General features: G+C 64.0%; 16 protein-coding genes. 1 reads left to right on the forward strand and 15 read right to left on the reverse strand.

The window, feature by feature from the left end; genetic code table 11:
- Positions 1 to 155: 155 nt before the first annotated feature.
- The 15 genes from ACYDAT_RS14280 to atpD all read right to left on the reverse strand — a co-directional run bounded on the left by ACYDAT_RS14280 (position 156) and on the right by atpD (position 12,043).
- Positions 156 to 563, reverse strand: a complete 408-nt coding sequence (locus ACYDAT_RS14280) for a cyclic nucleotide-binding domain-containing protein (protein ID WP_461450941.1) — start codon at positions 561 to 563, stop codon at positions 156 to 158.
- 157 nt (positions 564 to 720) lie between these two features.
- Positions 721 to 1,257 carry a hydrogenase maturation protease gene (locus ACYDAT_RS14285; RefSeq protein ID WP_461450943.1) on the reverse strand — a complete coding sequence of 179 codons (537 nt, stop codon included), beginning with the start codon at positions 1,255 to 1,257 and terminating at the stop codon, positions 721 to 723.
- 5 nt (positions 1,258 to 1,262) lie between these two features.
- Positions 1,263 to 2,525, reverse strand: a complete 1,263-nt coding sequence (locus tag ACYDAT_RS14290) for a Ni/Fe hydrogenase subunit alpha (protein WP_461450945.1) — start codon at positions 2,523 to 2,525, stop codon at positions 1,263 to 1,265.
- Positions 2,526 to 2,559: 34 nt separating this feature from the next.
- Positions 2,560 to 3,339 carry an NADH-quinone oxidoreductase subunit B family protein gene (locus ACYDAT_RS14295; RefSeq protein ID WP_461450946.1) on the reverse strand — a complete coding sequence of 260 codons (780 nt, stop codon included), beginning with the start codon at positions 3,337 to 3,339 and terminating at the stop codon, positions 2,560 to 2,562.
- 14 nt (positions 3,340 to 3,353) lie between these two features.
- Entirely contained in the window at positions 3,354 to 4,166 is an 813-nt protein-coding gene (locus ACYDAT_RS14300; protein ID WP_461450948.1) for an FAD/NAD(P)-binding protein, read from the reverse strand.
- 17 nt (positions 4,167 to 4,183) lie between these two features.
- The gene (locus ACYDAT_RS14305; protein ID WP_461450950.1) at positions 4,184 to 5,278 is read right to left on the reverse strand and encodes a 4Fe-4S dicluster domain-containing protein; all 1,095 of its coding nucleotides are present in this window, start codon (positions 5,276 to 5,278) and stop codon (positions 4,184 to 4,186) included.
- Positions 5,279 to 5,480: 202 nt separating this feature from the next.
- Positions 5,481 to 6,341 (reverse strand): F0F1 ATP synthase subunit gamma, encoded by an 861-nt coding sequence (locus tag ACYDAT_RS14310; protein WP_461450952.1) that lies wholly within the window; start codon positions 6,339 to 6,341, stop codon positions 5,481 to 5,483.
- Complete coding sequence (locus tag ACYDAT_RS14315) at positions 6,338 to 7,888, reverse strand: F0F1 ATP synthase subunit alpha (protein ID WP_461450954.1); 1,551 nt, start codon at positions 7,886 to 7,888, stop codon at positions 6,338 to 6,340. Before ACYDAT_RS14315 ends, ACYDAT_RS14310 begins: the two co-directional genes overlap by 4 nt.
- Complete coding sequence (locus ACYDAT_RS14320) at positions 7,872 to 8,612, reverse strand: F0F1 ATP synthase subunit B family protein (protein WP_461450956.1); 741 nt, start codon at positions 8,610 to 8,612, stop codon at positions 7,872 to 7,874. Before ACYDAT_RS14320 ends, ACYDAT_RS14315 begins: the two co-directional genes overlap by 17 nt.
- A gap of 4 nt (positions 8,613 to 8,616) precedes the next feature.
- Positions 8,617 to 8,862, reverse strand: a complete 246-nt coding sequence (locus ACYDAT_RS14325) for a F0F1 ATP synthase subunit C (protein ID WP_112486399.1) — start codon at positions 8,860 to 8,862, stop codon at positions 8,617 to 8,619.
- On the reverse strand, positions 8,859 to 9,572 hold the full coding sequence (locus ACYDAT_RS14330) for a F0F1 ATP synthase subunit A (protein WP_461450958.1): 714 nt from the start codon (positions 9,570 to 9,572) through the stop codon (positions 8,859 to 8,861). Before ACYDAT_RS14330 ends, ACYDAT_RS14325 begins: the two co-directional genes overlap by 4 nt.
- Complete coding sequence (locus tag ACYDAT_RS14335) at positions 9,572 to 9,877, reverse strand: N-ATPase subunit AtpR (protein ID WP_461450960.1); 306 nt, start codon at positions 9,875 to 9,877, stop codon at positions 9,572 to 9,574. The genes ACYDAT_RS14330 and ACYDAT_RS14335 overlap by 1 nt, the downstream gene beginning before the upstream one ends.
- Entirely contained in the window at positions 9,874 to 10,170 is a 297-nt protein-coding gene (locus ACYDAT_RS14340; protein ID WP_461450962.1) for an AtpZ/AtpI family protein, read from the reverse strand. Before ACYDAT_RS14340 ends, ACYDAT_RS14335 begins: the two co-directional genes overlap by 4 nt.
- Positions 10,167 to 10,589 carry a F0F1 ATP synthase subunit epsilon gene (locus tag ACYDAT_RS14345; protein ID WP_461450964.1) on the reverse strand — a complete coding sequence of 141 codons (423 nt, stop codon included), beginning with the start codon at positions 10,587 to 10,589 and terminating at the stop codon, positions 10,167 to 10,169. The genes ACYDAT_RS14340 and ACYDAT_RS14345 overlap by 4 nt, the downstream gene beginning before the upstream one ends.
- Positions 10,586 to 12,043, reverse strand: a complete 1,458-nt coding sequence (gene atpD / locus ACYDAT_RS14350) for a F0F1 ATP synthase subunit beta (protein ID WP_461450966.1) — start codon at positions 12,041 to 12,043, stop codon at positions 10,586 to 10,588. The genes ACYDAT_RS14345 and atpD overlap by 4 nt, the downstream gene beginning before the upstream one ends.
- A gap of 257 nt (positions 12,044 to 12,300) precedes the next feature.
- On the opposite strand from atpD, the gene ACYDAT_RS14355 reads away from it, so the two are divergent.
- Positions 12,301 to 13,212: an acetate/propionate family kinase gene (locus tag ACYDAT_RS14355; protein WP_461450968.1), complete on the forward strand. Its 912-nt coding sequence runs from the start codon at positions 12,301 to 12,303 to the stop codon at positions 13,210 to 13,212.
- Positions 13,213 to 13,290 lie beyond the last annotated feature (78 nt).

The raw sequence follows: 13,290 nt of genomic DNA on the forward strand, positions 1-13,290 counted from the left end.
CCGGGCTGATAGAGCACCTCGCCATGATGTATGTCCACAAGTTCCAGATGCGGCAGCCAGCGCGCCAACTCGGCATCGGGCAGCGCCGCAAGAAGTTCGTTTTGCCGCGGATCAACGGTTTTGCCGCGCGGGGGGGGGGGGGGATACGGCCATGCTCATCTCCAACGCAACGCGAGCTGCGAGGTCCCGGCCAGCGCTTCGATTGCGGCGATCGGGAATTCGCAGACCATCGAGGATTGCAGCGCAACCAGATCGGTGGCATGCACACGGGTGGCGAAGCCGTCGAGGCCGATCAGGTTGCGTAGCCCGTGGAAGCTGACGATCTGCTCGCCACCGCCCTCGCCTACGTGCACCAGTTTGAAGGCACCTTGCACAATCAGATACAGATTGCGGAACGGCTCACCGCGACGCGCGAGCTGCTCGCCACGACCCAGCGTGATGGTTGCGCTGGCGTAATCGGCCAGACGTGCGCGCAGTGCCGGCTGCAGGTCTGCCGGGAGCAGCGCGGAGCAGGAATAGTCAGCTCCACCATGATGGATGTGTGTGCGCACATAACGCTTCATGCGTGTTGCCATCCCGACTGGGGAAATCAAAGCCCAAGCCACCTAGGCAGGCTGGACCTTCGCCTGACTCTAACAGAGCATGCGAGGCCCATTCGACGAAATGAACTGGCGGGAGATATCGGTCGCGGCATGACTATCAACCGCCACGAGCTGACCCTCAAGCCTCGGATTGCGACACCACGGTCGGCGTCATTCGTTCAACGGGGTTCGCGCTGGTGGCGGGCGAGGATTCTTCGCGTGGCCATCGCGCGGCCACTTCGGCATCGATCCTTGCTGCAAGCGAGGCAGCCGCAATGCAGACAGCAGCACTCGGCACCGCATCGAACGACACGTTGCCGATCTCGATACCGTACAACACCAGCGTCGCCGGCAGCATATCAAGCGCGCTGGCCAGCGCGAGCGCGGATGCGACGCCGAAACCGTGGCTGGAGACCAGTGCCTCCTTCCTGATCGACACCAGATCGTCCACGCGACGGATGGTGCCGGGTGCATTGCCGCTCTGCACCGCATCGATCAGCACCGCCGCGTCCACGCCTGCCAGATAACAGACCAATCTTGCGCCAGGCCGATCCAGCGCGACGATGCTGGTCTGACACGCGAGGCGATCCGGCAACCCGCTGCGCTGCAGTGCGTGCGCCACCCACCAGCCAGCCTGATCGTCGCCCGCCGGCGAGCCGACACCGATGATGGCCACGTGTGTCACAGGCGTTCCGCGTGCAGTTTCAGGAAGTGGGTCGCGCACGAAATGCAGGGGTCGTAATTGCGTATCACCTTCTCGCAATGCAGGCGGAGTTCCTCATCGCTGTGCTGCAGACCGAAGTCTTCCAGTGACCGTCGCAAATCTTCCTCGATGCGCGCCTGATTCTGGCTGGTCGGCGGCACGATACGCGCCTCGAGGATCCGGCCCTCGTCGTCCACGCGGTAGCGATGCCACAGCATGCCACGTGGTGCTTCCGAGCAACCGTAGCCGACGCCTGCACGCGGCGTGACGGCGACTGCCGGTGTCGAATCATGGAAATGGCTCTGCAGAAGGCATGCCGCCTCCGATAGCGCGTAGTGCACCTCGATTGCGCGAGCCACCATGCTGTTGAACATGTTGCGACTCGGCCAAGTCACGCCGGTATCGTGCATCAACTGCTGTATCGGAGCCGGCAGACGATCGCGGTTCAAGTTGAGCCGTGCCAGCGGGCCGACGAGATAGGGTCCGCCTTGATACCGGCTGTACAAGGCCGTCGAGTGTGCAACCTGGTACTCGGTGAAGTGCCGATCATATTCCGTGGCATCGATCGCGAGCCCGTCGCTGGTCCTGATATGGCCACGATGAATCGGATATTCCTCGGCGTCGCGCATGGCCACGCAGGTGAATGTCTGGTCGTCGTCGGGCATGGGAATGCGGGCGGTCCAATGCACCAGAGCTTCCGATTCGGGCAGCGCCGCGAGCAGCTTGGTGAGCAGCGCATCGACTTCGCTCGCGTGCGGAGCGTGGTGGAAACCCCCGACCTTGATGCCAATCGGATGCACGGATCGCCCTCCGAGCAGACTCATGATCTCGTTGCCCAGCCCTTGCAGTCCGAGGCCCCGCCGCACGATGTCTGGATAATCACGCGCCATGGCAAAGGCGTTTTCATAGCCGAAATAGTCCGGTGCAGCCAGCAGATGGATGTGCAGACAATGGCTCTGGATCCACTCGCCGCAATACAGCACGCGCCGCATCGCGTGCACCCACGGCCCCGGGTCGATGCCGAACAGACTCTCCAATGCGTTCACCGCGCTGATCTGATAAGCCACCGGGCAAATGCCGCAGATGCGCGCCACCATGTCCGGCACTTCCTCGTAGGAACGACCTTCGAGGAATTTCTCGAACAGACGTGGCGGCTCATAGATTTGCAGTGTCAGCTCCTCGATGGCACCGCCGCGAGTACGCAGATGCAAGGCGCCCTCGCCTTCCACCCGTGCCAGCACGGGTACGTGTATCTCGACCTTGCGCGTGCGTGATTCATCCATCGCTTTTTGCACCAAGACTCAAGCCTGTGTCATGAAAGGCAGGCGCTCCACTGTGGATGAACAGGAATCGCCGGGCGACCGCTTCGGGCATCAAGCCAAGACCCTCGAAGCGTCTGACCAACGCCCCGGTATTCGGGTTCTCTGCCGGGCCGAAGCAGGCGTAGCAGTCGCGTCCGAAACTGGGACATATTGCGCCACAGCCGGTGCGAGTAACCGGCCCCATGCAAGCGAAGCCCCTAGTCACCATCACGCATACACTCTGCCTGCGCTTGCATTCGATGCAGACTTTGTCGCGCTCTTCCGTTGGCACGACTCCGAACAGCAACGCGCGAAGGGCGCCGAGCACTTGGCGTCCGTTCACCGGGCATCCCCAGAGTTCGAGGTCCACCTTGACGTGCCGGGCGATCGGTGTGGAGTGGTCCAGGCTCTGGATATAGTCAGGCCTTGCATAGACCGCTGCGATCCATTCACGCGCATTGGAGAGATTGCGCAGTGCCTGCACACCTCCCGCAGTGGCGCAGGCGCCGATGGTTACCAGGAAGCGCGACTGTTTGCGCACGCGCACAATGCGCTCCAGATCATCGGGTGTCGCGATGCTACCTTCGACGAAGGCGATGTCGACCGACGCATCCGGGTGTAGCGGACCGGCTTCAGCAAAGTGCACGAAATCCACCAGTTCGGCAGCTTCGAGCAGCGCGTCGCCGAGATTCAGGAACGCAAGCTGGCAACCGTCACAAGAGCTGAACTTGTGCACCGCGACCTTCGGTTCCATGGCCGACCCCATCGCTAAAGCCCCCGCACCATGAAAAGATCCCTTACTTGCGCGTATGAGAAAACCGGGCCGTCCCGACACACGAAGTTCGGGCCATACTGGCAGTGCCCGCAATGCCCGACAGCGCAGTGCATGCTGCGCTCCATGCTTAGGTAGATGCGCTCCTCCGCGATGCCGCGTGCAGTCAGATTGCCGATGCCCGCGTGCATCATGCCCTCCGGGCCGCACATCATCACCGTGGTGCGATCCGGCGCTATCTCCGCGTCGTCGAATACCTCGGTCACTAGGCCAACGTGCCATGGCCACAGGGGGCCGCCATGGTCGGATGCCAGCAGCACGTGCGTATTCGGCAGTGTGTTCCAATAAGCGTAGCGTTCGCGCCAGATCAGTTCGTCAGCGTGCTTGACGCCATGGATGATGGTGAGGCGTCCGAACCGTTCGCGCCGCATCAGGATGTAGTTGATCACCACCAGCACAGGCGCGCTGCCGAGTCCGCCGGTGACTACGAGGATGTCGTGACCCTCGGCCTCACGCAGTGGCCAGCCGTGGCCGTAGGGGCCGCGCAATCCGATGCGCTCCTGTTTCTTCAGCCGGGCGAGCCCATGCGTCACTCGGCCCACGGCACGGATGGTGTGATCCAGCAAGGTCGGATCGTGCGGATCGGACACGATCGAGATCGGCACTTCGCCCACACCATACAGGTACACCATGTTGAATTGACCGGGCACGTAGCGGTATGCGTGCCGCACGCGTTCGTCGGTCAGGCGCAGTCGCAAGGTGAAAATCGTTGGCGATTCCTCGACGCGGCCGACGACTTCGGCTTCCATGGGAAGACGATCATGGGTCATTGTTGCGGTCCGCATATCGCGACGGCCTCTTCCGTGATGTCGATTCCCACCGGGCACCAGCTGATGCAACGCCCGCATCCGACGCAGCCGCTGCGGCCGTACTGTTCATGCCAGCCGCCGAGCTTGTGCGTCAGCCACTGTCGATAGCGTGCGCGTGTGTCGGGCCGTACCGTGAATCCGTGAATGTAGCTGTGCCCTTGAGTGAAGCACGAATCCCATTCGCGCTCATGCGCCGAGCTTCCGCCGTCGAGCTTAGGAACTTCCACATCGCCATGGCAGAAGCACGTGGGACAGACGGACGTGCAATTGCCACAGGACAGACAGCGATCGGCCACATCATTCCACCTGGGATGCTCAAGATTGGCAAACAGGGCCGCTTGCAGGTTTCGCCCCGGCAGCGCCCGGCATTGCAGCTCGGCTGCCTGACGGCTCTGATGCTCGGCCGCGACCATCTGTTCCGTCGTCGCGTCAGACAAGCACAATCCATCCAGGATCGCCGTGCCGCGCGCGCTGCCGGGTTCTGCGACGAAGCCGTTGTCCAGTTCGGCCAGGGCAATATCGAACCCGAATGTGGCATTCGGGCCATCACCGGTGGAAACGCAAAAACATGTCTGCGCGGGATGACTGCAATGCACGGCCACGATCAACAGCCCGTCGCGGCGTTTTGCGTAGCTCGGATCTGGATAGGCGCCGCCCAAAAAGTGTTTGTCCTGCAGGTCGAGCGCCGCCAGATCGCACGCCCGAGCGCCGATGACGGCCAGAGGTCTGACTACCGGGGGCTGGGCATCGAGCATGAGGGTTCCGTCCTCGCGGCGTGTGGCCCGCCAGAGCGTTTCGCGCGGTGCGAAGATCAATGGCTTAATCGCCTGCGGCCCGTTCGCCCAGGCAAACCGGCGCGTATTGTCCGTCATGCTGACGCGATACGACCCCGGCCCTTGTTCGACCGACACGCCCATCGGCAAGTCGGCTGCGCGATCCAAGCGTTCGTAGAGGATCGCATCGTCGCGCAGCTTCGGCCCGACGCATTGATAGCCGCTGCGGGTCAGTGCATCCAGCAGGTCCTGCAAGCGCTCGTGCGGAAGCAGCCTCAAGGGCCGACCCCATGCAGGATGTGTGATCGCAGGGCGCATCGTCAGCTCCTCACTCGCCATTGCTGATTCACCCTCCCTGCCCGGTCAATCGAGCCGACCTGTTGTTGCAGCTGGCCGAACACACTTTGGTACAGTATCGCAAGCGCACTGCACCTGCGGGCGAGCTGTCGTGCCACGACGATCCGCAAGCGCACGTGGCCGTTCATCGACCACCTTCAGTCGCACGGCTGGCCGTCTCGCCCGCGGCGAGCTCGATGATTTCCTCGGTGATCGCTTCCTGCCGCACCTGCCTCTGGACGGCCCGCAGGTCGGCAAGCTGGCTGTCGAGCTGCTGATGCGCCGCCGCCATGGTTTCCATGCGCGCTTGATTCTCGGCGGCGAAGGCGTGCAGCGCGGCATCGCAAAGCTGGGCATGCAGATAGGCCACGACGAGTTCTTGCAGCAGCAAGGCCGGTGCGAGGTTGACCAAGGGCGCGGCGGCCTGCGTCTGCCGGGGAAAGATCGACAGATCGGGGGGGAGCAGACGGCGGCTTTCGACCTGGATCGGCTGGGCGGGTTGCCAGCGGCTGAACACGACATCGAGCCGCTCGATCGCGCCGGTGGTCATGCGCGCATACAACACCTCGACGATGCGATCGGCCAGCTTGGGTACGCCTTGGGTATGCGCGGGCATGGCGCCGGTCCAGCCTGGATGCAACCCGCGCTCGGTCGTGGCCGTCAACCCATGGGAGCCGATCAGCAACAGTTCGGCGCCCGGCAATTGCGCGTCGGCGGCATCCAGCACGCGTTCGCTGAAGGCTCCCGCGAACCCCTGTTCGGCGCAGAACAGCACCAGCGCACGGCCAGCTCTGGCGGGTGGCAGGCCCGCATCAGACGCTGGGACGAGTTCCAGCGCGCTGCCAATGGCACCGGCGATGTCTGCGGCATAACTCTCGACCGCTGCGAGCTGGCTACGCGCCTGCTGGGCGCGCGCCGCCGCCATGCCGCGCATGGCGTTGACCACGGCGCCGAGTTGCTGCGTGCCCTGGATGCGGGCTTCGATTTCAGCCAGCCGCTCGGTCATGCCGACCCTGCCTGTGCTGTGGCATTTGCTGATGCCAAGGTTTGCAGATACTGGTGCAGGGTTTCGAGCAGGGACTGCTTGGTCGTCTCCGACAGCGTGCCCTGCTCCTGGATCGTGCGCACCGCATCCGCCGCACCGCTATCGAGCGCCTCTGCAAGACCCCGACGAAATGTCTCAACCAGAGGCAGTGCCATGCCATCGAGCAGGCCGGACTGCACCGCCAGCACCAGTGCAACCTCCTCGGCCAAGCGCAAGGGTGCGTGTTGTGGCTGGCCGAGAATGGCGCGGATCCGCGCCCCACGCGTGAGCTGCTGGCGCACCCGCGTGTCGGGCATGCCGCCGAAGCGGGTGAATATTTCCAGTTCGAGAAACTGGGCGTAATCCAGTCGCAGCGTCTGCGCGGCTTGCCGCAGTGCGGCGGCTTGGGTTTTGCCGCCAACCCGGCTGACACTCACGCCCACGTCCACCGCGGGTTTCAGCCCTTCGTCGAACAGTCGTGCATTGAGCACGATCTGCCCGTCGGTGATCGAAATCAGATTGGTCGGAATATAGGCGCTCAGGTTGCCGGCGTCGGTCTCGGCAATCGGCAGCGCGGTGAGCGAGCCGCCGCCTCGGGCCTTGGACAGCTTCGCGGCCCGCTCCAGCAAACGCGCATGCACATAGAACACGTCGCCGGGATAGGCCTCGCGGCCTGGCGACTGGCGGGTGAGCAAGGCAATTTCGCGGTGACTGGCGGCGTGCTTGCTCAGGTCGTCGATCACCACTAGCGCGTGCTGGCCGCGGTCGCGGAAATACTCGGCCATGGTGAAGCCAGCAAATGGGGCAATCCACTGCAGGCCCGCCGCACCGGAGGCTGGGGCCACGACCACGATGCAGCGCTCGGGCGCACCATGCGCATGGATGGCGTCGATGGCGCGGCGCACGCTCGCGCTTTTCTGGCCCACCGCCACGTAGACACAGACGATGTCGCTGTGCTTCTGATTGATGATGGTGTCGATGGCGATGGTGGTCTTGCCGATGGCGCGGTCGCCGATGATGAGTTCGCGCTGCCCACGCCCCAGGGCAAACAAGGTATCAATCACCAGCAGGCCCGTCTGCACCGGCTGGGTGACCAGTTCGCGCTCGACAATGGCCGGTGCCGGACGCTCGATGGGTTCTTTCGCATCCGTAACGATGGGCTCCTTGCCATCCAGCGGCCGCCCCAACGGATCGACCACCCGCCCCAGCAAGGCATTGCCGGTCGGCACCCGCACCACATCGCCGGTGCCGTGCACCACATCGCCAGCCTGCACTTCATCGGCGCCATCGAGCAGTACGCAGCCAATGTGATCGCGCTCAAGCACTTGGGCAAATCCGAACTGTCCGCGATCGAAGCGCAACAATTCATCGAGCCGCGCCTGCGGCAGACCCGATACCATGGCAATGCCATCGCTCACCGATTCCACGCGGCCGATTTGTTCCGTCCGCGCCCCCAGCACGGTAGCGCCGATGCGCTGTCTTGCATTTGCAAGCCATGCATCGGCGGGTGTTTCAGGCGTGCTCGACATCGCCGAGATCCTCCAGGATGCGGGCGAGATCGGCTCGCCAACTGTTGTTCACCACCAGGTGCGCGCTGTGCAGTTCCAGTCCGGCGATCAGGGCTGGGTCGGCGCTGAACGTCAACGACATCGGAGTGCCCAATGCCGCGCCGATCAACTCGGCATGGTGCGTCCGCTCAGACGCATTGAGCAGCATGGCGCTGACGACATTGGCAGCGCCGGCACGCGCCAACGCCTCACGCGTCACCTCGGGCAGCGCACGCAGGTCGTGCAGCAGCCAGTCGAGGAAGGCCTCACGCACTGCAGCGGAGTCGAGCCGGGCGGCCAGGCGTTGAGCGATGGTCACGGCGAGCTGCGCGGCATGTTCACGCCAGATATGTTCCGCAGCGGCCTGCCGCCTGGCGATTTCGACTTGCGCAGCGTCCAGCACGGCCTGCGCCCGCTGCGTGGCAAGCTGCAAGCGCTCGACACGCATCTGGTCGATCTCGGCCTGTGCCTTGACCAGCAGATCCGCGCGTTGTTGCGCCATCGTGGCGCGGATCTGCGCCACCTCGGCCAACGCCGCATCGGCCTGCTCGCGCCGGGCTTGGGCCGCATCGAGCAATTCCTTCGCGGCCGCCTGGCGCTTGGCGATGATGTCCGCCACCGGTCGCCAGAAATAACGCCCGAGCAGCCAGACCAGGATCAGGACATTGATCGCCTGCAGGCCGATCGTCCACCAATCGATGGTCATGCCGTCATTTCAGCAAGGGGTTGGCGAACAGCAGCAACAGGGCGATCACCAGGCAGTAGATGGCCATGGTTTCGATCATTGCCAAGCCCACGAACAGGGTGCGTGAAATGGTGTTGGCCGCCTCGGGTTGGCGGGCGATGGCGTCCATCGCGGCGGCCACGGCACGCCCCTCACCCAAGGCCGGGCCAATGGCACCGAACGAAACTGCGACAGCGGCGGAAACGATGCTGGCAAGCGCTAACCAATTCATGGTGGAGTCCTTGTGGATTCGGGTGGGGATGAACCGGATGACGGGGGGCGTTGCCCCTCACTGATCGCACCGGCAATGAACACCATGGCCAGCACGGCAAAGATATAAGCCTGCACCGCGCCGATTAGCAGATCGAGCGCCATCAGGGGGATCGGCACCAGCAGCCCGGCCAGCGACAGCACGATGCCAATCACGAACACGCCACTCATCACATTGCCAAACAGGCGCACGAACAAGGAAAAGGTGCGGGTGAGACTTTCGACGAAATTCAGCGGAATCATGAGGGGATTCGGTGAGGCGAAGATCGTCAGATAGCCACGCACCCCGCCAGCGCGCACGCCAAAGCCGATCACAGCGACGAACACCAACAACGCCAGTGCAATGTCCGTTTCAATCTGGGCCGTCGGTGGCTTGACCCCGGGCACGAGCGAGGACCAGTTGGCCAGAAAAATGTAAACGAACAACGTACCGATGAAGGCGCGGTAGGGGCCGGGTTCGAGCAGCATGGTGTCGCGGATCTGCGCATCCACCGTGGCGACGACCAACTCGAAAGCCGCCTGACTGCGCGAAGGCACCAGTTGCAGGCGGCGCCTGAGTAACAAGGCGCCGAGCAACAGCAGTGCCATGATCACCCAGGTGACCACCACGGCCTGCGTGATCGGTATCGGGCCGAGATGAAACAGTGCCGGATTGTGCAGAGGCGATTGCATCACCCATCCCGACGCACGCGACGCATGACCACGAAGCGGCCCGCCAGTACGCCCAATGCCGTCAGCAGCAAGACCAGTGCACCCGCCTGCGCCGCCAGGTACAGCAAGCCGGTCAGCAGGATGAGCCGACCGAATGTCAGGGCCACGGTGACCAGAACCTTGTGCCGGCCAGATACCAGCGCACGCGCACTCCTCCAAATGGCATGAAAGTACGCAAGCCCGGCAAAAAACCCGAGGAGCAATCCAGGTAGCAGCAACGGCCATGACGCATACGCTGAGGCGGCACGCAGGAGCCAGGTATTCATGCGCGTTTGATCCAATTCCAGGCCGACCAGCTACCCAGGACCAGCCCCAGGACCAGCAACGCGCCGGTGAACATCAGCCCTGTTCCGCAGGCGTGATCCAGCCAACGCCCCGTGAAGAGGCCAAGCAGCATGGGCACCACGATGGTCAAACCGAGCATGCCGATCTGCGCCAGATGGCGCGTGACCGAGGACTTGCCATCGTCCAGTTGCCGCTGCTGGCGCGCGTTGCGCAGGCGCGCCTGCCGCACCAGTGCGTCGTCGGCATCGTCGGGACGTCGGGGTTGTTCGCTCATGATCCGACCCCGGAACCACGGTACTGGCCCGCGCGCAGATGACGCATGATCAGCCGGATGGCATTGAGCTGCAAACGCGTGCTATCCGCATGCTGCGTGCGTTCGAGGTCGAGATCGGCGTGGAAACGGGCCAGCACGGTCGTGTCGAGTTGCGCGAGATCGTCGCCCACCACCGCTTCGCGCGTGGCGATGTGCACTTCGCGCCCGCCGAACATGGTCAGTACGCCGCGACGCACCGCGCAATGACGCTGCGATCCATCAGCGCGTGTCCAGCTCACCACCGATATGGCCAGGCTGGTGAGGAAATCGGCATGCCGGGGCAAGATGCCGAAACTGCCGCTCGCATCTTCGGCGCGCAAGGACTGCACGCCGTCCTCATCGACCTCGATCGATAACGGGGTGACAATGCGCAGCTTCACTTCGCCGGCTCCCCAGCAGCGTGCGTCGCTTGCGGCGACGCCTGCTCCTTGTGCCGCGCTTCGTCCAGCGTGCCCACCATGTACAGCGAGCTTTCCGCCCAGGCATCGGTTTCACCGTCGAGAATCGCGCGCACGCCGGCCAAGGTATCCGCGCGCGCCACGGTACGCCCAGGCGTTCCTGTGAAAGCCTCGGTCACCATGAACGGCTGGCTGAGAAAGCGCTGCAAGCGCCGTGCGCGCTTGACCACCCGCCGGTCACTGGCACCGAGCTCCTCCACTCCGAGCAAGGCGATGATGTCCTGCAGTTCCTTGAACCGCGCCAGTGTCTCGCGGGCGCGTTCGGCAATACGGTAATGCTCCACGCCAACCACCAGCGGATCGAGCAACGCGGATGTTGAGGCCAGCGGATCGACCGCCGGATAGAACCCCTCGGCGGCGAGTTGGCGCGACAGCATGATCATGCTGTCCATATGGCTGGAGATGGCCGTGACCGCCGGATCGGTGAAGTCGTCCGCCGGTACGTAGGCTGCCTGGATCGCGGTGACCGCGGCACCCGCCACCGAGGCGATGCGTTCCTGCAGCGCCGCCACTTCGCTACCCAGGGTCGGTTGATAACCCACGCGCGACGGCAGTCGGCCCAGCAGGCTCGACACCTCGCTGCCGGCTTGGACGAAACGGAACACGTTGTCCATCAGCAACAACACATTCTGGCGCTTCTGATCGCGAAAATACTCGGCGATGGTCAACGCGCTGTGCGCTACCCGCCAGCGCGCGCCCGGGGGTTCGTTCATCTGTCCGTACACCAACACGGTGCGCGCAAGCACGCCGGAGTCGCGCATGTCGCTCAGCATCTCGTGTCCCTCGCGCAAGCGCTCGCCGACGCCCGCGAAGACCGAAATGCCGCGGTACTTCTCCATCATCGCGTGGATGAGTTCCATCACCAGCACGGTCTTGCCCACACCCGCGCCGCCGAACATGGCGGCCTTGCCTCCCTGCGCCATGGGCGCCAGCAGATCGATGACCTTGACCCCGGTTTCAAAGACCTCGATGGCCGAGGTCTCCTGCTCCAGCGTGGGTGGAGGATTGTGGATGCTGCGCCGCGGGGTGTCGGCCGGCAGCGCCAGTCCGAGGTCATGCACTTGTCCGACCACATCAAGTAGGCGTCCGAGTACTGCATCCCCGACGGGGACCAGCACGGGTGCACCCGTGGACTGCGCCATCGTGCCGCGGGCCAGGCCCGCCGTGTTTTGCAAGGCAATGCAACGCACCGTGTGCATATCCAGGTGCCCCTGCACTTCGAGCAGCATGAGTCCGGGGCGATCCCAGGTGACACGCAGCGCAGTGTGGATAGGAGGCAGTACCGAGTCGACAAATTCCACATCGACGATGGCCCCGCGCACCGTGACGACCATGCCTTGCGCAGGTGCACCGCTGTTCTTGTCAGAGCCTGTCATGGGCTTGGGCGTCCGTACGTGCCTGACAACATTGTACGTCGCTCTTCGCAGCAGCCCGGACCGAGGGACGCTTGAATTTGACCTGGATCAATATGCAGCACGATTGAATAGGAAAACATGGCACTGTCAACTTGATCCGGATGTCAGATCGCTCCGGATGGTTCTTGCTTTCAAGCAGCCACGCACAGACCAAGCACTGTGAGTCATCCTTCATGACGGGTCCTCGACGTACAGCACTGTTGGTGCTGGTGGCAGTCATGGCTGCAGTGACGATCGTTTTCTGGACGCCGTTACACACACTGGTATTCGGCCCCGCACAGGGACTCGTCAACATCGTCGTTTCGGGCAACATCGAGGCACACCAGAGTGTGCTCAGCTTTACTGATGTCGAGGCCCCGATTACCTATTTGCCGTTTGATGAAGGCCGTGAGGTCAAGACGGGTGTCGTGCTGGCACGGGTCGATGATCGGCTCTACCGGCAGCAGGTGCAGATGGATCTCGCCGCGCTGGAGGTAGCCCATGAGCAAGTTGCCTACGAGTACATCGCTTCGCGCCTGCCCAGCATCGCACCCGAGCTGGCGCGCGGCCGCACCGTGGTCGCGCACCTCGGCAACGGCGCTTCGCTGTGCGCGCTGCAGGGTGGGCGCAGCGTGGACAGCACCATGGGTTTTTCCGCACTCGAAGGCTTGGTGATGGGCACGCGCCCGGGCAACCTCGATCCCGGCGTGGTGCTGTATCTGCTGCAGGAGCAAGGTCTCGATGCCGGGCAGATCAGTCATTTGTTGTATCACGACTGCGGCCTCAAGGGCCTGTCCGGACTCAGCGGCGACATGCGCGAGCTGCTCGCCAGCGACACGCCCGCAGCGCGGTTGGCGCTGGCTGTGTTCGCGCATCGCGTCGCACAAAGCGTGGCGGCGATGGCGGCGAGCATGGGCGGCCTCGACGGGCTGGTGTTCACCGCGGGTATCGGTGAGCACGCCCCCGGCGCGCGCGCGGCGATCGTGCAACGCCTGGGCCTGTTCGGCGCCCGGCTCGATGCCGTGGCCAATGCCGGCAGCACGGGCGTGCTCGATATCGCCGCGCCCGACTCTCACATCGCGCTGCGCGTGGTGCCCACCGACGAGGAGCTGATGATCGCGCAGCACACGCTGAAGTTGCTGCGCGCCTGAAGCGGCGAACGCCGTTTACAACGCGGCGCCAGTGCGCGCGGCCGCTTGCCCTGGATCGGCCTCGATGGCCGCGACGCT

The organism is Metallibacterium sp. (assembly GCF_054637675.1).

Coding starts and splice junctions, on each gene's coding strand:
- ACYDAT_RS14335 (WP_461450960.1), bottom strand. CDS start 9,877: ATGAATACCTGGCTCCTGCGTGCCGCCTCAGCGTATGCGTCATGGCCG.
- ACYDAT_RS14320 (WP_461450956.1), bottom strand. CDS start 8,612: ATGACCATCGATTGGTGGACGATCGGCCTGCAGGCGATCAATGTCCTG.
- ACYDAT_RS14330 (WP_461450958.1), bottom strand. CDS start 9,572: ATGCAATCGCCTCTGCACAATCCGGCACTGTTTCATCTCGGCCCGATA.
- ACYDAT_RS14355 (WP_461450968.1), top strand. CDS start 12,301: ATGGCTGCAGTGACGATCGTTTTCTGGACGCCGTTACACACACTGGTA.
- ACYDAT_RS14340 (WP_461450962.1), bottom strand. CDS start 10,170: ATGAGCGAACAACCCCGACGTCCCGACGATGCCGACGACGCACTGGTG.
- ACYDAT_RS14295 (WP_461450946.1), bottom strand. CDS start 3,339: ATGGAACCGAAGGTCGCGGTGCACAAGTTCAGCTCTTGTGACGGTTGC.
- ACYDAT_RS14280 (WP_461450941.1), bottom strand. CDS start 563: ATGAAGCGTTATGTGCGCACACACATCCATCATGGTGGAGCTGACTAT.
- ACYDAT_RS14300 (WP_461450948.1), bottom strand. CDS start 4,166: ATGGAAGCCGAAGTCGTCGGCCGCGTCGAGGAATCGCCAACGATTTTC.
- atpD (WP_461450966.1), bottom strand. CDS start 12,043: ATGACAGGCTCTGACAAGAACAGCGGTGCACCTGCGCAAGGCATGGTC.
- ACYDAT_RS14325 (WP_112486399.1), bottom strand. CDS start 8,862: ATGAATTGGTTAGCGCTTGCCAGCATCGTTTCCGCCGCTGTCGCAGTT.
- ACYDAT_RS14315 (WP_461450954.1), bottom strand. CDS start 7,888: ATGTCGAGCACGCCTGAAACACCCGCCGATGCATGGCTTGCAAATGCA.
- ACYDAT_RS14310 (WP_461450952.1), bottom strand. CDS start 6,341: ATGACCGAGCGGCTGGCTGAAATCGAAGCCCGCATCCAGGGCACGCAG.